Raw genomic sequence first — 17,875 nt, 5'->3', positions numbered from 1 at the left:
GGCGGCGCCTCAGGGAGCAGGAGCAGCTCAGGAACGCGAGCGGCGAGACTTCTTGCGCGGGGGCGGAAGTGCGCCCTCGGCCCGAAGTCGGGCGGCGTGCTCGGCGAGCGCGTCGACGAGTTCGAGCACCGATGCGTTCTCCGGCTGCACATCCACCCGGAGGCCGAATTCCGTTGCGGTCTCGGCGGTCTTGGGCCCGATGCACGCGACGATGGTGCGCGCGTGCGGCTTTCCGGCGATGCCCACGAGATTGCGCACGGTCGAGCTGGAGGTGAAGCAGACCGCGTCGAAACCACCGGTCTTGATCATCTCGCGGGTCTCGGCGGGCGGCGGTGCGGCGCGCACGGTGCGGTAAGCGGTGACGTCGTCGATCTCCCAGCCGCGGTCGCGCAGTCCCTCGGACAGTGTCTCGGTCGCGATGTCGGCGCGCGGCAACAGGACTCGGTTCACCGGGTCGAAGACGTCGTCGTAGGGCGGGAAGTCCTCGAGGAGACCGAGCGAGCTCTGCTCACCCGACGGCACGAGTTCGGGGTTGATGCCGAAGGAGCGCACCTTCTCGGCGGTGGCCTCGCCGACGCAGGCGATCTTGACGCCGGAGAACGCCCGGGCGTCCAGCCCGAACTCGGCGAACTTCTCCCACACCGCGCGCACCGCGTTGGTGGAGGTGAACACCACCCACTGGTACCGCCCGTCGACGAGACCCTTGACGGCGCGTTCCATCTGCGCGGGGCTCCGCGGCGGTTCGACCGCGATGGTCGGCACCTCCTTGGGCATCGCACCGTGGCTGACGAGCCGTTCGCTCATGTCGCCGGCCTGGTCCTTCGTCCGCGGCACCAGGACGGTCCAGCCGTACAGGGCGCGCGACTCCCACCACGACAGCTTGCCGCGCGCGCCCACGACCTTGCCGACCGTGACGATCAGCGGACCGGTGAGCGCGTTGCCCTGCTCGTTGAGCGTCGCGAGCGTGGCCTCGATGGTGCGCTGCGCACAGGTGGTGCCGTTGATGGTGATGGCGGCCGGGGTCTGGGGGGCCATGCCGTGCTCGGTGAGCGCGCTGGCGGTCTCGGCCAGGTGGCCCGATGTCGCGTGCAGCACCAGCGGGCCGGGGGCGGCGGCCAGCGCGGCCCAGTCGACCTCGCCGCGCACGTCGGCCTCGGTGTGGGTGGAACCGAGCGGCATGCCGGCGTAGCTCGGGACCACGGATGCGGCGGGCAGGCCCGGCAGCACCTCGAAGGTGACCGTCGTACGGGCGACGGCGTTGACCTCGGCGAGGACCGAATCGGTGGTCAGCGGGTCGCCGGCGACGACGCGCACGACGTCGTCGCCGTTGCGGGCCGCGGCCACGAGGGTCTTGGCGACCTCGGCCGGATCGCCGAGCGCCGGCCGGACCACCGATTCCTCGTCGGTCTGCCCGGCATCGGTCGCGCCGGCCTCGTCACCGGCGGCCTGCGAATCGTCGGCCGGTGCGGCGGGCGTCGACGCGGCGTCGTCAGCGGGCTTCTCGGCCTTCTTGGTGGATCGGCGAGTGTCGGCGGCGGGTTCGTCGCGATGCGCACTGCCGATCAGCGACACCACCGGCGCGGGTACATCGGGATCGATGTAGGCGGTGGTCGCGTTGGTGATCACGGTGCGTGCCCGCACGGTGAGCAGGTCTGGGTCCCCTGGACCCGACCCCACGAACAGGATCCGTCCGGGATTTGCCTTCTTCGTACGGCTCATGGGTTCGCACTCTCCTGCCCTCTCGGCGAGGGCTGCAGTTCGTTCTCTGCTAGGGAGAGTTGACGAGGTCGCCCGCTCCCAGCTCCAGCAGTTCGGCGGCGAGGTCCTTGCCCAGCTGAACGGCACGATCGACCGGACCCACCACCGAAGCGCGGATCACGTCCGACCCGTCCTCGGCCGCCACCGCCGCACGCAACGACAGTTCGGCGAAGATGCGCCCGTCCTCGTCGATCGACTCGACCACCTCGGCGATCGCACCGACCGGTGCGGTACATCCGGCTTCGAGAGCCGCGAGTACCGCCCGTTCGGCCTCGATGGCCGCGCGGGTGGACTGGTCGTCCAACTCGGCGAGAATTCTCACCAGTTCGGCATCGTCTGAGCGGCACTCCACAGCGAGTGCACCCTGCGCCGGCGCCGGCAGCATGACCACCGGTTCGAGCGCCTCGGAGACCACGTCGGTCCGTCCGATCCGCACGAGTCCGGCGCGGGCGACCACGACTGCGTCGAGTTCGCCGCTGGCGACTTTGCCCAACCGAGAGTCTAGGTTGCCTCGTAGGGGGCGGATTTCCAAACCGAGACCCAGTGCTCTAAGCTGCGCGGCCCGCCGGGGGGCCGAGGTACCGATCACCGAGCCGGGCGGCAGTTCGCCGAGCACCATTCCGTCGCGTGCGACCAGCGCATCCCGGGGATCGACCCGCGGCGGGACGGCCGCGATCGTGAGGTCACTTTCGGGGGCGGTCGGGAGGTCCTTGTACGAGTGCACCGCGACGTCGACCTCGTTGTTCCGCAGCGCGACGCGGATCGCCGTGGTGAACACCCCGACGCCGATCTCGGCGACGGGGGCCGCCGAGGCGTCACCGGCGGTCTTGATGATGACCAGTTCGGCGGGATGTCCGGCGGCGGTCAGGGCGTCGGCGATGGTCTGCGACTGGGTCCGGGCCAGCAGCGAGCCCCGCGTACCGATCCGGATCGGCGCGGTGGAGGGTTCGCTCATCGGTCACCCAGATCGCCGGCCGCGTCGCCCGAAGGCAGGCCACCGAGATGGTCGGGAGCCGAAACCGCTTCGGCTGCACCGGGTTTGAGTTCGAACAGCTCGCGCAGCGCCTCGGCGTAGTGATCCCCGTTGGGGGTCGAGGCGAGCTGCTTGACGCGCACGGTCGGTGCGTGCAGCAGCTTGTCGACGACGCGGCGGACGGTCTTGGCGACCTCGTCGCGCTGTGCGCCCTCGAGGTCGGGCAGGCGGGTCTCGAGGCGCAGGATCTCGGCCTCGACGACGTCGGCCGCGCGCTGGCGCAGGGCCGCGACGGTCGGGGTGACCTCCGCCTGACGCTGGTGCGTGAGGTAGTCGGCGAGCTCGGCGGCGACGATCGACCTGGCGGCGAGGGTGTCGTTCTCGGCGGCCTGGGTCTCGGAGTCGCCGCGCAGTCCCTCGATGTCGACGATGTGCACGCCGGGCAGGCGGGCCGCGGCGGGGTCGACGTTGCGCGGGAGCCCGAGGTCGCAGATGACGAGCGGTGCTGCGTCCCCGGTACGGGCCGCGAGCGCCGAGTGCACCGACCCGACGCCGACGACCGCGCCGATCGCGCCCGTACACGTGACGACGACGTCGGCCGTGGCCATCGCCTCCGGCAGGTCGTCGAGCCCGACGCCGCGGACGCTGATTCCGTGGTTGGCGGCGATGTTGCCCGCGAGGTGGTCGGCCTTGTCGACGGTCCGGTTGACGACGACCATCTCGGTCACGCCCTCACGGGCCAGCTGCGCGGTCGCCAGACCGCCCATGGCGCCGGCACCGACGACCACCGCGCGGCGCAGGCGATGCGCGCCCGTCGCGGGATCGGTGAGCAGCGACTTGGCACGGTGCAGCGCGACGGAGACCACGGAGGCACCCGCGCGGTCGATCCCGGTCTCGGTGTGCACGCGCTTGCCGACCCGCAGCGCCTGCTGCGCCAGCTCGTGCAGCACTCGTCCGGCGGAGTCGTTGGCGTCGGCGCTGAGGTAGGCGTTGCGGATCTGGCCGAGGATCTGCTGCTCGCCGACGACGAGCGAGTCGAGGCCCGCCGCGACGGTGAACAGATGCTCGACGGCGGCCTCGGAGTAACGGACGTAGGCGTGGCGGGTCATCTCGTTGACGGTCATGCCGGAGTGGTCGCCGAGGACCGAGCCGACCGCCTCGAGTGCCGGGTGGAAGGCGTCGACGACGGCATAGATTTCCACGCGGTTGCACGTGGACACGAGCATGGCTTCGGAGATCGCGCGCGAGGAGAGCAGTTCGTCGATCAGTTTGGGGCGGTCGTGGTCGGAGACCGCCAACCGCTCGAGCACCTCGACGGGAGCACTGCGGTGCGATACCCCGAACAACAGAACACTCACGCTGTCACCGTTTCTTCACCCATCACATTTCCCTGGTGTCCGGCACTTCCCCGGTGCCCCCGCGTCGGCTTCGCCTCGCGCGCCTCCTTGACGTCGTCGCGCGGCCCGCGAGAGGCCTGGAAAGCCAACACCTGTAGTTCCAAGGCTAGATCAACTTGTCTGACGACAACATCCGACTCCGCCGGAAGCGACACGGGCGTGACGTTGAGCACCTGCCGGACACCCGCGGCCACGAATGCATCGAAGACGCGTCGGGCGTCGTCGTCGGCGGTGGCGATCACCGCGATCTCGACGGCCGGGACGACCTGTGCGCAGACGGCGGCGATGTCGGTCAGCGGGGCGACCCGCGGGCCGCCCGGCTCGAGAACCGCGCCGGTCAGGGCCGGATCGGCGTCGAACATCGCAGCGACCCGGAAGCCGCGTCCGAAGCCGGCGTGCGACAGCAGCGCACGGCCGAGCGAGCCGGCGCCCGCGAGCGCGACGGTGTGGATGCTGTCGGTGTGCAGCGTCATCGAGATCCGGGCGGTCAGCCTGCCCACGTCGTATCCGACGCCGCGCACGCCGTTGGCGCCGACGTAGGAGAGGTCCTTGCGCAGGATGGCCGGGTTGACCCCGGCTGCCGTCGCGAGCTCGCCGCTCGACGCCAGCAGGATGCCCCGACGACTGAACGAGCGCAGTACGTGCAGGTAGGTGGCCAACCGGGCGACCGTGGGACCGGGGATGTCGGTGGCGGGGCCGTCGACCGGAGGGACGGCGGACGCAGGAGGGTCGGCGTCGGCCGACTTCGCACTCTCCGCGCCCACTCGCACTCCCACACATCTGCCGGCGTCACCAGACACCGGGACCCGACTCTTCCCGACCAAGGGAGGATATAACTTCCCTGTGAATCTGTTCACACGGCCCCTGGGGATCGGCCGTGCTGTGTTAGGCACCGCGTCGGACGTGGGCGCCGATCACCGCCGCGCCGCGAGATCGGCCCGCAGACGCGGTTCGTCGACCTCCCAATAGCTGTGCTCGTCACCGTCGAGGAGGACCACCGGGAGCCGGTCGCCGAACTCGGCGCGCACGTCCGGCCGACCCCCTTCGGCCGCCTCGTCGACGTCGACCTCGGTGAACTCCACGCCCATGTCGGCGCAGATCCGGGTCAGTTCGGAGCGGGCCGCCGCGCACGCCGCGCACCCCGCACGGGTCAACAGTTCCACCGTCATGCCGACCATCCTCCCAGCGCAGCGCCCGCGGGATCAGCCGGGTGACCCTCCCCCGCCGACGGTGTGCGGTCCGTCACCGGGCGTGGGGATCGAACGCCGGAGACCAGTCGCCCGGTTCCCAGGCGCACCACTAGGCTGTACCCGGCAAGCAGTGCTGGCGCTACGCGTGGGAGGTGGGCAGTGGGCGAGACCCCGGGCCCGGAAGACCGGCAGGACGACGAGACGCCCGACGACGCCGCACTTCTCCCGCCGAATCCGATCCAGGGCGACGGCCCGACGGGCGACGACTGGGAGGCCCACGCCGCGAGCGTCGAGTTCACCGACGACTTCGACGAGGACGCCGAACTCCACGAACTCGTCGACGACGAGACCAACCGGGTCACCACCTGGATCTCCCAGCGGGCGACCGCCGCGACCGGCCGCTTCCGGCAGACCGCGCACGAACTCCGTCAGACCCTGGCCGGTGAGGCGAGCGCGAAGGCCGCCGTCGACTCGCTGCGTTCGCGCCCGACGGCCGAGATCCCGGGCGAACCGCGGCGCGACCTCACCGCCGCCGCCTTCTTCGACGTCGACAACACCCTGGTCCAGGGCGCGTCGATCGTGCACTTCGCTCGTGGCCTCGCCGCGCGGAAGTACTTCACCTACGGCGACATCATGGATTTCGCGTGGACGCAGGCGAAGTTCCGGATCACCGGCAAGGAGAACGCGCGCGACGTCGCGGAGGGGCGGGAGAAGGCGTTGTCGTTCATCGCGGGCAAGCCGACCTCCGAACTCGTCGAGCTCGGCGAGGAGATCTTCGACGACTACATCGCCGACAAGATCTGGCCGGGTACGCGGGCGTTGGCCCAGCGTCACCTCGATGCCGGACAGCAGGTCTGGCTGGTGACCGCGACACCCGTCGAACTCGCGCAGACCATCGCCGACCGGCTGGGGTTGACCGGTGCGCTGGGCACCGTCGCCGAGAGCGTAGACGGGGTCTTCACCGGGCGACTCGTCGGCGACATCCTGCACGGCCCCGGTAAGGCCCATGCGGTGCGCGCGCTCGCGATCCGCGAGGGGCTCAACCTCAAACGCTGTACGGCGTACTCGGATTCACACAACGACGTACCGATGCTGTCGCTCGTCGGCCGCGCGGTGGCGATCAACCCCGACACGGACCTGCGCGACGTCGCCAAGGTCCGCGGCTGGGAGATGTACGACTTCCGTACCGCGCGTAAGGCCGCCAAGTACGGCGCCGGTACTGCGATCGTTCTCGGCGCCGCGGGCGGTGGGGCCGCAGCCGCGGCGCGGTTCCTGCGGCAGCGCTGATCGTTCCTGCGACGCTGCCGGCCCTAACTCCCCGGATCAGAAGGGCGGTGGGCCGAGGCGGTCGAGTTCTTCGCGGGCTCGCTTGTTTCGGGCGCGTTCTTGTCGCCGGCGGGCCAGTTTGGCGTCCAGTCGGCTGTGCGTGCGCTCCGGATTGTCGGAGGCGATGACGCGTGGTGTGGGTGGGGCTTGGGCGGCTTGTTCGAACCGGATCCGCCGCAGGTTGGGGAAGGTGTCTTCCAGCGTTTCGGCGTCGCCGGACAGGGTGACCCCTTCGGGGGTCTCGTACTCGGTGACCAGGCGACCGTCGTCGTCGCGGTACTGCACATCGACCCAGTCCCCGTGGGTTTTGAACAGGTGACCGGGACGGCATTTGGCGTTGAGGTTCTCACTCGACGTCGCTCCACCGCGGGCGGGGTCGGTGTGGTCGTATTCGGTGACGTGGTCGAGATCGCAGGCGAACGCTGAACGGATGCAGCCGGGTTCGGTGCAGTATCCGTCCCGCACGCGTACGAAGTCGGCGCACGCCGTGGTGGGCCGGTACCCGTTGCCGGGATGGGTGGCCGGATACACCACCGCGACACTCGCGGTGGTCTCGACGGGTCGATCGGGTTCGGCTGCGTCCGTTTCGTTTTCGCCGTGTGCGCCGGTCGTGGCGTCGTCGGCTCGGGTGTCCTCGGCTGGTGCCGGGCGCTGGGCGGTCCGCCGCTGGTCATCGTCGTTGGTGCTGGGGGCGGCGTAGGTGGGTTGGGTGCGGGCGGGGGTGACCGGGGTGAGGGTGGCGTCGGGGCGGGCGGCGAGGTCACGGACGTGTTCGTCGCTGATGATGCCGTGCTCGTCGAGAAACCCCACCCCGGGTGCCCCGGCCAGGGTGGTGGCATCGGTGACCACATGGATCACGACTTCGGCGCGGACCGCGTCGAGGACGCTTTGCGGGTCGGGGATGTCGGCGGTGCACGGATCGTCGTCGTCGCACTGGCACTCGAATGCCGTGCGGGTCAGCAGGGCGAACATCGCATCGGATCGTCGTATCCCCTGGGTGCGGCCATCCCGCTTACAGGCGGAGTCGGCGAGGATGGCGACGGCTTTGGCGGAGATCCGCACGTTTTCCGCCGACATCACGGCGGTGAGTTCGGCGGTGCCGTCGGGCAGTTCGTGGGTCCACACCCCACGCTGATCCATCGCGTCTTTGCGGCGTTGCCGCACCGCATCCGGATCGTGGCGGAAGACCAGGCGGTCGACCATGTCGCGCAGGCGCGCCCGATCCCACACACCTTTACGGCGACGCACCGTGTCGGCGATCTCGGCATCCAACGCGGGGGTGATCGGGTCATCGGCGGGGATCAGTTCGGTGCGGGAGATGACCAACCGGATCTGCCACTGCGCCAAGACCCCGTCACGCAACGTGTCCGCTACCTCGGGGAGCCGATCCCGTAGTGCGAGGGCCTCGTCGATCAGGGTCTCGGCATGCCGGCGGGACACCCCGGCTTGGCGGGCGATGCGGGCCGCGCAATCAGCATGACCGTCCATCACGAACCCGGACGCGCTGGTGGTGATCAGGCGGTCGGTCATCGCCGCGATCGTCTGATAGCGGTGCCAGGCAAGGTAGGACTCGCCGCGCCGCGACGCGTCGAGGCCGGCCATCAACATGACCATGTCGGTCTCGGCCGTGTGGGCAGGATCGACCCCGGCGATGTACTCGCCCGGTAGATCGGTCCACACCCGCACAACGCCCCCCGACGCCTGATTTTCATCACCCGCCCCGAGCTGGGTGATCTGTTACCAACCAATGTAAACCCGACCACCGACAAAACCTGGATGAGTCTCCACAGCAGATGACATCGTCGTAGACGAAATGTGCGCTGGGCGTTGCGGTATGGTGCCGTCCGGGTCGGTGGTGGCTGAGATCGTCGGGTCGCCAGGTGGTTTCGACACGGCGACTCGCCTAGCGGCTCGTTGCCGGCTCAACCAGCGGAGGGGTATCGGCTCGACCAGCGGAGGGAAGGGGTGGTCGCCAGGTGGTTTCGACACGGCGACTCGCCTAGCGGCTCGTTGCCGGCTCAACCAGCGGAGGGGGGCCGGCTCAACCAGCGGGCAGGGCCGCACCGTCGACGGACTTCGACGCACATTCAACAACCCACTGCGACAACTAGATTCGGCCACCGCACCGTGTCGCCCCGGTCCTACAGCGAGTCCACCTCACTCATCGGGTCGATGAGGACCTTGGCGTGGTGTTCGGCGCCGCCGAGGGCATCGAACGCCGCTCCCACACCGTCGAGGCCGACCGTCGCGGTGATCAGCGGTGCGACGTCGACCTTGCCGTCGGCCATCATGTGCAGCGTGTCGTGGAACTCGGCGGGGTCGTAGGCGAACACGAACCGCAACTCGTGTTCCTTGTTGAGCGCCATCGCCGGGCGGAAGGTGTCGGGTTCCATGCACACCCCGACCACGACGATCCGCGACCGGAACGGCGCCTCGGTCACGACGTGCTCGATCATCCCGGGCGTCCCCACACATTCGAAGACGACAGGGCCCTTCGGCGTGGCACCCAGCCGGTCGGCCATGCGGAAGACCGAGGACCATGGCGCCAGCGGAATCCGCCGCAGGGTCCGCATGGCATCGAACGCCGCGCCCAGCAGATCCTGGGCGCGAGTGATGTACTTGCCGACCTCGGCACATCGCTCGAACGGCGACGACACCGTCGGGTCGACGACGATGTCGGCCCCCACGCGATGAGCCAGCACCCGGCGGCCGGGTGACGGGTCGCTCGCGATGACCGTGCGAACTCCGTCGGCCTTCAGCATCGTGATGACGGCCAGCCCGATCGGGCCGCAACCCACGACGACCGCGACATCCCGGCGTCCCACCTCCCCGCGTCGGACCGCGTGATGGGCGACGGCCATCGGCTCGGTCAGCGCAGCATGCTCGGCGGGCAGGTTTTCCGGGATCTCGAAGGTCATGTCCTCCGACACCAGGACGAACTGGGCGTACCCGCCCGGCGCGGACTCCGACAGTCCGGTCAGGTGGGCGTCGGCGCCGTGCCGGATCATCGGGACCGACACCACCGGGGTCCCGGGAGACCAGCGTTTACGGCAACCGGGCCCGTAGGAGACCACCTCGCCGGCGAACTCGTGTCCCATGACCACCGACTGCCCGGATCGCATGAATGCGTCGTAGCCGACCTCGGCGGACACCTGCGCCGTGGCATCGGCATGGACCCGGGCGTGCAGGTCCGAACCACAGATGCCCGCGCGGAGAACGCGGAGCAGTACCTGACCCTTGCCGGGCTCCGGGGTGGGGATCTCCTCGACCGTCAGCTCGCCCTGCCGGCACACGACTGCACGCATGCTCCATGAGTATCAGCTGACGGACCGGAACGGGCGTCGAACGCGCGCCACGCCCCCGCGCGACACCGAGCTCAGCCGAAGTAGACGCTTCCGCGCCGGCTCAGCATCCGGAAGAGGGTCTGCTGGATCTCTTCGCGCACGTGGTCGGTGAGATCGAAGACCACCATCGGGTCGTCGGCGGACGCCTCGTCGTAGGAGCCGGTCTCGATGGGCCGGCCGAAATGAATGTGCCACTTCGACGGCAACGGCACCATGCCCAGCGGCCCGAGCCACGGGAACAGCGGGGTCACCGGGAAGTACGGCAGGCCGAGGATCTTGGCGAGCGGCTTGAGGTCGGCGAGCATCGGGTAGATCTCCTCGGAGCCGACGATCGACACCGGGATGATCGGCGCAGCATTGCGCAGCGCGGTCGTCACGAATCCGCCGCGGCCGAACCGCTGGAGCTTGTAGCGGTCCTTGTACAGCTTGCCGATGCCCTTGTACCCCTCGGGCCAGACCGCGGTCAGCTCACCCGCGCGCAGGAGACGGTCGGCGTCGGAGTTGCACGCCAGCGTCGCACCGATCCGCCGCGCGACCTCACTGACGCCCGGCGTGTCGAAGGCCATGTCGGCGGCCAGGACCCGCAGGTACCGGCCCTCCGGGTGGTTGTCGCGCACGGCCAGCGAGGTGATCACGGCGTCGACCGGGATGGTGCCCGCGTGGTTGGCGACCAGGAGCGCCCCTCCCTCGCGCGGCAGGTTCTCCACACCGGTGACCTCGACGCGGAACCACTTCTCGTAGACCTGCCGGATCGCCGGGAACCACACCGACTCGGTGAAGTGGGGATCGAATCCGAACTCGTCGACCTCGTACTCCCCCGCCATCCGTTCCCGGATGAACCCGGCGGTCGAGGTGAGGGTGTCGGCGACCGCGCCGCGCAGACCGCCCAGGCTGAACAGCGGACTCGATTTCGACGGACCGCGATGTTCGACGCCCAGCACCTCGTCGGGAAGGGTGATCTCGTCGCTGATCGGGGTCACCTGCGCGGGCGCGCGTCCGAACCCATCGGTGTTGGGGTGTCCGAGCGTCGATCCCCGTTGCGCCGCCGCGCTTTTCGATCGTTCACGACCGACCTGCTGACTCGGATGGCGTCGGCGACCCGACTCCCGGACACCCCGGGCATCGGGACCCGTCGGCGATGTGTAGAGCTGAATGACTTTCGCGGTACGTGCATCTGTCGCTCCGCCACCTGCCAAAGTGCTCACCCCTAGCTGAGTCCTGGGTTCGAAATCCGGGCCGGGTCTGGGCTCGGGTTGCTGCCGGCACTCGGACCGCCGAGGCGAACGAGTCGCGGCGTAGGAGCGCTGGGCGCGATGTGGGTCTGGCGTCCAAGTCTAGAGGTTGCACCCACGTTGCGCATGCTCACGGCGACTTCGCCGCCATCATGACCCTGAATTTCACTGCAACTGGTGGGCGGCCGACACGACCCGTCGCTCGAACGATCTCCACGAATCGGACCCGATCACCGGCGTCACCCCGCTGCGTTCGATGAAGTCGTCCAACGTCTCCAGCGTCGTGTACCGCGGGACGAAGCCGAGTTCGGTCCGCATGCGGGTCGTGTCGAGCACCCGGCCGTAGGTGAGGAACTCCGTCTGCGACGACCGCAGCTTCGCCGACCGCAGGTCCTGGAACACCCCCGCGATCGGCGCCAGCAGACTGCTCGGAACAGGCAGTTCGATGTGCCCGACGCGTCGGATCGCCTGCGTGAGCGTCACCACGCCCTCGCCCGAGATGTTGTAGGTGCCGACCTTCCCGGCGAGGGTGACGTGCTCCATCGCCGCGAGCGCATCCTCCTCGTGCAGGAACTGCAGTCGCGGCTGGAATCCGATCACCGTCGGCACGACCGGCAGGGAGAGGTACGAACTCATCCGGGTGGTGATGCGCGGACCCAACATGGCCTGCGGGCGGACGATGGTGATGTCGATGTCCTGACGACGACGGCCGAGACCGCGGACGTAACCCTCGACGTCGAGTAGATCTCGACCGTATCCCCGCTTCGGCTCCCGGGGAGCGCGCGTCTCCTCGGCGAAGTGCGACGGATCGCGGCTGCCCGCGCCGTACACCATGGCGGTGGAACGCAGCACGAGACGCTTCACCGATGGTGTGCGCTGGCAGGCCGCGCACACCTGCATCGCCCCGACGAGGTTGAACTCCTTGATCGCAGCGGAGTGCGGGGCGGTGTCGGCGATCGACGTCGCGGCGTGGACGACCGTGTCCACGTCATAGGCGGCGAGCGCCTTCGCGATCGTGGGACGCCGGATGTCCACCCGGAGGAACTCCGCTCGCCCCATCCGGCGGAGGAGATCCTTGCGCGGCACCCGCGAGTCCACGGCGAGCACCTTCTCGATGTCCGGATTGGCCGCGAGACGGGCCACCAGGTAGCCGCCGAGGAAGGTCGACGCCCCGGTGACCAGGACCACCCTGGGCGGTGCGGAGGTGGATTCGGCCATGCCCCGAGGCTATCGCCAGTCGGGCGTTCCGGCGCACCGAGGAGGCCCGGGACGACAAAAGGACCCGCCGTAGCGGGTCCTGATGCCGAAGAAAAGCCTATTTACCGAGTTTGCGACGCTGCACCCGGGTCCGACGCAGCAACTTACGGTGCTTCTTCTTCGACATGCGCTTGCGGCGCTTCTTGATCACTGAACCCATCGGGGCGCTTCCTCACGATTGACACTGATGTACTTGTTCGGCCCTGGTCAGCACTTCAGCCGGGTACGGCGCCGGGAGCGAAGCGACGAGCGGCGGTGCGTCACGTAGGGCTCACCGGCGCATCCAGGTACGCGACCACCGAGCCTACCGGGCGGCACGCCGGATCGGGAAATCGCGATGGGCGACGAGCGGCGGCGGGGGACGCCCACACGCAAAAGGCCCCGTGACCGGCGTGGGCCGGTCACGGAGACCTTTCGAAGAAACTGCTGTTCAGGCGTGGTGCGAAAGCCGGATCAGCCGGCGTCGAAGTACGACGTCTCCAGGTAGTCGTGGACCGCTTTCGCGTGCACACGGAACGAGCGTCCGACCCGAACCGCGGGCAGTTCGCCGTTGTGGACGAGACGGTAGACGGTCATCTTCGAAACGCGCATCAACGATGCAACCTCGGCGACGGTGAGGAACTGCGACGCCGAAGCCGCGTTGCTCACTGCGCCTGTCCTGTCACCAGGAGTGTCTGCAGGTGCCATGGATCACTCATACCTCCGGTGCACGCGTCGCGGCCGCAGGCTTCCCCTCCTGCGGACATCAGACACGCACGTGCTTAAAGAAGCTTAGCGTGGCAGATGTGAAAAAAGCGACGTGAGAGACCGGTATTTCTGAGATTCCTGTGACTCGACCCCAACATGCTGGGGTTTGTCGGCCGTTCGACCACAATTCATGGGGTGTCGGTGACGGCGTGTCCCTGCGCCAAACCCTCGACTTCCACTCGACGTCCGCCGCGGGCGCTGGCGGCCGCGCAGGCACGAGTCGCCTGGTAGACCGCGTGCCGCAGACCGTTGGCCTCGAACTCCCGGATCGCCTCGGCGGTGGTTCCGCCGGGCGAGGTGACGGCCGCACGCAGGTCGACCGCGGACAGCCCCGAGTCGCTCAGCAGGATGCCCGCGCCGCGAATGGTCTGCACCGCCATCTCCGAGGCCTGGGCACGGGTGAGCCCCAAGCCGACGCCGGCGTCGATCATCGCCTCGGCGAGCAGGAAGACGTAGGCCGGACCGGAACCGGACACCGCGGTGACCGCGTCCATCTGCTTCTCCGGCACAACCGTCACCCGGCCGACCGTCTGCAGAATCTTGACCACCGCCTGCAGCTGTTCGTCGCCGACGTACCGGCCGGCCGAGACCGCCGACATCGCCTCGTTGACGAGCATCGGGGTGTTGGGCATGACCCGGATGACGGGCGACCCGGCCTGCAGCGCGCTCTCGTAGCGCGACAGGGGCAGGCCGGCCACCAGGGTCACGGTCACTCGCTCGGATTCCGCATTGTCCTCCGCCGAGGCGAGGATGCGCAGGATCGAGTCGACGTCGTCGGGCTTGATCGCCAGGAACACATACTGCGCCGACTCGGCCGCGCTCTTGACGTCGGTGACCAGCACGCCGTACTCCTCGGCGATCTCGGCGGCGCGGCTCTCCACCCGCTCGGCGACGACGAGGTCCTTGGTGGGGGTGCCTGCACCGATCAGACCGGCGAGCAGTGCCTCACCGATCTTGCCTCCGCCGATGATGGCGATGCGTTCGGACACGGATGTCTACCTTCCTGCGGGGATGAGGGCGAGCTGACGGGACTGTGCGACGACGGTCCCGGTCGAGTCCACCACGAGGTGGTCCTCCTCGAACATCCCGGGGCCGACCTCGGAACTCGTCGCGGCGAAACGCAGCCAGCCGGGCGCGGGATGGCGCCGGACGTAGGTGGTCAGCTGCACCGTGGGCGCCCACCCGAACAGCGCCAGGTTCATGACGACCGGGGGCGAGATGTCTCCGACCAGGACCGTGAAGTACTCGTCGGGTTCGACGCCCTTCGGCCGAATCCACCCGCGGACGAGCGGCTCGCCGGTCTCGCCGCGGACGACGGGGAACGTCTCCGAGTCGAGGACCAGGTCGATGGCGGCGCCGAGGTGGTTGACCTCGGCGATGGGCGAACCGTCGAGCGGGATGCCGGTCGACGACGGTTCCACGGGCACGGAGTCGAGGACCGTGGGGCCGGAGTGGTGCGGCCGGCCGCTGTCGGGACGCGCCATCGTCACCGACGAGGACACCACGGTCCGACCGAGTTGCACGGCGTCGACCGACAGGACCGTGACGGTGCGTCCGCGCTTGCGCACACTGATCACCAGGTCGACGTCCGCGGCATCGGGAGCGGTGAGGTAGTCGCTGGAGATCGCCACCGGGATCATCGCGGCCGCCGACTCGGCGAGCCGGTCGCCGTCCGGCGTGAGCGCGGTCAGCGCGGTCCGGGCCGCCTTCGCGACCACCATCTGCAGCGTGCCGCCGTGCACCTTGGGGCCGATCGTGAACGTCTCGTCGATGTGCGCCCGCAGGGTGATCGAGTCCGGACCGCCACGGTCGACCTCGGTCAGCTCCTGCACCTGGGTGATCTTGCTGGTCATCGTCCCGCCTTCGTCGAGGAGACCCGTCCCCCGACGAATCAGCTGCTCAACTGGCCGGTGGGCTCGGGGTGCAGCTCCCGTTTGAGATGCCGCCGCGCAAAATCTAGCGAACGGGCCAGCAGCGCGCTGCGCTCGGGTTTGGTGCGCGCGCTCCCCGTGGTGACCTCGAGCACAACCGCCCCGGCGAAGTCGCTCGCCGCGATGCGCCGGCACACCTCGGCGCAAGGCTGCGCCCCGTCACCGGGGATCAGGTGCTCGTCGGTGGCGGCACCGTTGCCGTCGGCGAGATGCAGGTGGTTGAGGCGCGAGCCCATCCGGTCGAGAAGAGCGAGGGCGTCGACGCCGGCGGTCGCGGTGTGCGAGAGATCGAGCGTGTAGTGCGCGTAGCCGTCATCGGTCGGATCGATCGACTTGCCGAACGCGGATGCCGCCAGACCGGGACCACCGCCGCGCTTGCTGAGTCGCCGGACCGAGGGTTCCCCTGCGCCGAACAGCCGGTCGGCCCGCATGGGGAACATGTTCTCCACGGCGACGGCGACCCCGCTGTCCGCCTCGAGTTCGTCGACGAGATCGTCGAAGGCCGCGACGTAGCCGCGTTGCCACCGGAACGGTGGATGCACGACGACGGTCGACGCACCGAGATCCTCGGCCGCCTCCACCGCACGGGCCAGCTTCACGACCGGGTCGCGTCCCCACACCCGCTGGGTGATGAGCAGACACGGGGCGTGGATCGACAGCACCGGAACCTGGTAGTGGTCCGACAGGTACTCGACCCGCCGGATGTCCTGGCTCAGAGCGTCACCCCACACCATCAACTCGACGCCGTCGAAGCCCAGTTCGGCGGCGTAGGCGAAGGCCGCCTCGGTGTTCTGGGGATAGACCGACGCCGTCGACAGGCCGATCGGGATCTCGGCGGACGGACGCGGGAGGTCGGGTCTCATCCGGCCCGCCCGCTTCGCTCCGCTCCGGACGGGTTCATCGGTTCACACCGGCTCACGCGGCCAACAACACCAGCGGCCCGATGGTGACCAGCAGACCCACGCCGAGCGCGAGCAGCGTCGTCGGCAGGTCCTTGGTGCGCCGGACCACATGCGACAGCGTCACGATGCCGAAGATCACCAGGACCGCGAGCACCAGCGCGAAGTACGGATTCCAACGCCACAGTTCGGTGAAACCCCAGAACAGGCCGACACCGACCGCGAGGCCGACGATCGCCTGTCCGAACAACACCAGCCAGGCCTTCACCGGCGACTCCTCGGCGTCGTCGGTCGCCCGACCGTCCGGTGCCGGTGTGTCGACGGTGCCGGTCCGCTCGGCGGACTCCGCGTCCGCGGCCGAATGCACGACGTCCTGTCCGGCGTGCTCCGCCGTGGCGGCTGCCGAGTCGGGATCGGCGTCGTCATCGGAGGTCTCGTCGATGTCCGTGGTGTCGTGCAGGGCATCGAAGTCCGCCGGGCCCTCGGGCTCGGCGGGATCCTCCGGCTCGCGCTCCTTCACCAGGTCGACCCGGTCCTCGTCGCCCTCGGAAGCGGACTCGATCGGTTCGATGGCCTCGGTCGGGTGGTCGTCGGTGGGGCGGTCGGCGGTCTGGAGACCCTCGGTCTCGTCCGAGCCGGTCCACCGACCGTCGGCCTCATGGGTCTCGGGGTGCGCCGCGGCGATCGCCGCCGTCGTCCCGCCCGCGGTCGCGGTGGCGGTGGCTGCCCAGTCGTGTGTCGACTCGTTGCCGTCGGTGTGTGCGTCCGGGTGGTCGTCGATGTGGCGATCGGGGTCGTTCCGGTCCCGGTTCTTGCCGCCGAAGAGCTTTCGCGCGAACCCGACGACACCCGATTGCCCTGTCTTCTTCGACGTCCCGGTCTTGCGGGCCGGGCCCCCGGACCGGCCCTTGCCCCCGGGCCCGTCGTTCCCGCTCTCCACGTCGGCGAAGTTGCGATAGGCGTCGAAGTCCATGACCTCGGAGAACCCGCCGTCGCCGCGCTCGCGGGGGCCGTCGGTGCCCGCATCGACCTCGGTCAGGTCGTAGGTGACCACGTCGTCGGAGTCGACGACCGACAGATCCGACCCGTTCTCACCCACCACCGGGATGATGCCGGTGACGGCGTTCGCCGACTCCTGGTCGACGGGAGCGGAATCTCGCGGCGGCGTCTGCCCGAGCCGACGTGCCACCGCCTCGGAGCTGAAGTCGCGCGTCGACATCGGCGGGACGGCTCCCTGGCCGTAACCGGGCATCCCGCTGGCGGTGCGGTTACCCGGCCGTGCCTGGTGTTGCTGGTCGGCGCGCGGCCGGTCGACGACGGGCTGATCGTCGGCCGGGCGGCGTGGGACCGGGTTCGTCGAACGCGGGAACGGCGCGGCGGCCGCGGCCGGACGGTTCCGCGGGGTCGTGTCCCGCTCCGGGGCACCGTTCTCCGCAGCAGTCTTCTCCGGAGCTGCCTTCTCCGGGGCCGCCGTCTTTGCAGGCGCGGTGCTCGCTGGCGGGGCAGCCGGCTCGGGCCGGGTTGCGGGTTCGGGCCGGGTTGCCGGCTCGGGCCGGGCCGCGGGCGCCGCGGAACCCTCTCCCGCGTCGGCGACCTTCGGGATCTCGCCGGTCAGCTCGGACACCGAGAACGATCCGTCCCGGCCGGCGCGTCGGCGGCCGCGGCCGTCACGGGTACGTGCCGGCGAGTCCCCCTGGGACCCCTGCGAGCGGGCGAGAAGTTCCGACACCGAGATGGGTCGGGATTCGGGCTCCGAATCCTTCGGCATGTAGTGGCTCTCCGTCCTCGTTCTCGAACGTTTGGGTCCGGGTCTACCAGGGT

Annotated in this window: 16 protein-coding genes; 1 reads left to right on the top strand and 15 read right to left on the bottom strand. The window is 69.6% G+C overall.

The window, feature by feature from the left end:
* Positions 1-27: 27 nt before the first annotated feature.
* The 5 genes from GR168_RS04710 to GR168_RS04690 all read right to left on the bottom strand — a co-directional run bounded on the left by GR168_RS04710 (position 28) and on the right by GR168_RS04690 (position 5,297).
* The gene (locus GR168_RS04710; RefSeq protein ID WP_055475195.1) at positions 28-1,719 is read right to left on the bottom strand and encodes a bifunctional uroporphyrinogen-III C-methyltransferase/uroporphyrinogen-III synthase; all 1,692 of its coding nucleotides are present in this window, start codon (positions 1,717-1,719) and stop codon (positions 28-30) included.
* Positions 1,720-1,768: 49 nt separating this feature from the next.
* On the bottom strand, positions 1,769-2,713 hold the full coding sequence (gene hemC / locus GR168_RS04705) for a hydroxymethylbilane synthase (RefSeq protein ID WP_055475196.1): 945 nt from the start codon (positions 2,711-2,713) through the stop codon (positions 1,769-1,771).
* A complete protein-coding gene (locus GR168_RS04700; RefSeq protein ID WP_065629204.1) occupies positions 2,710-4,089 on the bottom strand; it encodes a glutamyl-tRNA reductase in 1,380 nt (459 codons plus the stop codon). The genes hemC and GR168_RS04700 overlap by 4 nt, the downstream gene beginning before the upstream one ends.
* On the bottom strand, positions 4,086-4,892 hold the full coding sequence (locus tag GR168_RS04695) for a redox-sensing transcriptional repressor Rex (RefSeq protein ID WP_055475198.1): 807 nt from the start codon (positions 4,890-4,892) through the stop codon (positions 4,086-4,088). The genes GR168_RS04700 and GR168_RS04695 overlap by 4 nt, the downstream gene beginning before the upstream one ends.
* Before the next feature lie 150 nt (positions 4,893-5,042).
* Complete coding sequence (locus tag GR168_RS04690) at positions 5,043-5,297, bottom strand: glutaredoxin family protein (RefSeq protein ID WP_058252683.1); 255 nt, start codon at positions 5,295-5,297, stop codon at positions 5,043-5,045.
* Positions 5,298-5,477: 180 nt separating this feature from the next.
* Here GR168_RS04690 and GR168_RS04685 point away from each other — a divergent pair, with 180 nt between their 5' ends.
* Positions 5,478-6,605 (top strand): HAD-IB family hydrolase, encoded by a 1,128-nt coding sequence (locus GR168_RS04685; protein WP_159370154.1) that lies wholly within the window; start codon positions 5,478-5,480, stop codon positions 6,603-6,605.
* A gap of 36 nt (positions 6,606-6,641) precedes the next feature.
* Here the strand turns inward: GR168_RS04685 and GR168_RS04680 are convergent, their stop codons facing one another.
* The 10 genes from GR168_RS04680 to GR168_RS04635 all read right to left on the bottom strand — a co-directional run bounded on the left by GR168_RS04680 (position 6,642) and on the right by GR168_RS04635 (position 17,822).
* The gene (locus GR168_RS04680; RefSeq protein ID WP_159371823.1) at positions 6,642-8,324 is read right to left on the bottom strand and encodes an HNH endonuclease signature motif containing protein; all 1,683 of its coding nucleotides are present in this window, start codon (positions 8,322-8,324) and stop codon (positions 6,642-6,644) included.
* Between the two features lie 461 nt (positions 8,325-8,785).
* Positions 8,786-9,949 carry a zinc-binding dehydrogenase gene (locus GR168_RS04675; RefSeq protein WP_159370153.1) on the bottom strand — a complete coding sequence of 388 codons (1,164 nt, stop codon included), beginning with the start codon at positions 9,947-9,949 and terminating at the stop codon, positions 8,786-8,788.
* A gap of 71 nt (positions 9,950-10,020) precedes the next feature.
* Complete coding sequence (locus tag GR168_RS04670) at positions 10,021-11,193, bottom strand: lysophospholipid acyltransferase family protein (protein ID WP_189340042.1); 1,173 nt, start codon at positions 11,191-11,193, stop codon at positions 10,021-10,023.
* A 192-nt stretch (positions 11,194-11,385) separates the two neighbouring features.
* Positions 11,386-12,438, bottom strand: a complete 1,053-nt coding sequence (locus GR168_RS04665; RefSeq protein WP_065629199.1) for an NAD-dependent epimerase/dehydratase family protein — start codon at positions 12,436-12,438, stop codon at positions 11,386-11,388.
* 97 nt (positions 12,439-12,535) lie between these two features.
* Positions 12,536-12,637, bottom strand: a complete 102-nt coding sequence (locus tag GR168_RS04660; RefSeq protein ID WP_003402602.1) for an AURKAIP1/COX24 domain-containing protein — start codon at positions 12,635-12,637, stop codon at positions 12,536-12,538.
* 293 nt (positions 12,638-12,930) lie between these two features.
* Positions 12,931-13,164 carry a helix-turn-helix domain-containing protein gene (locus tag GR168_RS04655; protein WP_004019963.1) on the bottom strand — a complete coding sequence of 78 codons (234 nt, stop codon included), beginning with the start codon at positions 13,162-13,164 and terminating at the stop codon, positions 12,931-12,933.
* A gap of 188 nt (positions 13,165-13,352) precedes the next feature.
* The gene (gene proC / locus GR168_RS04650; RefSeq protein ID WP_065629198.1) at positions 13,353-14,213 is read right to left on the bottom strand and encodes a pyrroline-5-carboxylate reductase; all 861 of its coding nucleotides are present in this window, start codon (positions 14,211-14,213) and stop codon (positions 13,353-13,355) included.
* Between the two features lie 6 nt (positions 14,214-14,219).
* Entirely contained in the window at positions 14,220-15,077 is an 858-nt protein-coding gene (locus tag GR168_RS04645) for a thioesterase family protein (protein WP_058252638.1), read from the bottom strand.
* 38 nt (positions 15,078-15,115) lie between these two features.
* A complete protein-coding gene (locus GR168_RS04640) occupies positions 15,116-16,018 on the bottom strand; it encodes a sugar phosphate isomerase/epimerase (protein WP_058252637.1) in 903 nt (300 codons plus the stop codon).
* 52 nt (positions 16,019-16,070) lie between these two features.
* Entirely contained in the window at positions 16,071-17,822 is a 1,752-nt protein-coding gene (locus GR168_RS04635) for a hypothetical protein (protein WP_159370152.1), read from the bottom strand.
* Positions 17,823-17,875: the final 53 nt, after the last annotated feature.

Origin of the sequence: Gordonia sp. JH63 (assembly GCF_009856645.1) — a bacterium.
Lineage (GTDB): Bacteria > Actinomycetota > Actinomycetes > Mycobacteriales > Mycobacteriaceae > Gordonia > Gordonia hongkongensis.
The sequence above is the reverse complement of the archived record's forward strand: the minus strand, read 5'-3'. Positions and strand labels throughout refer to the sequence as shown.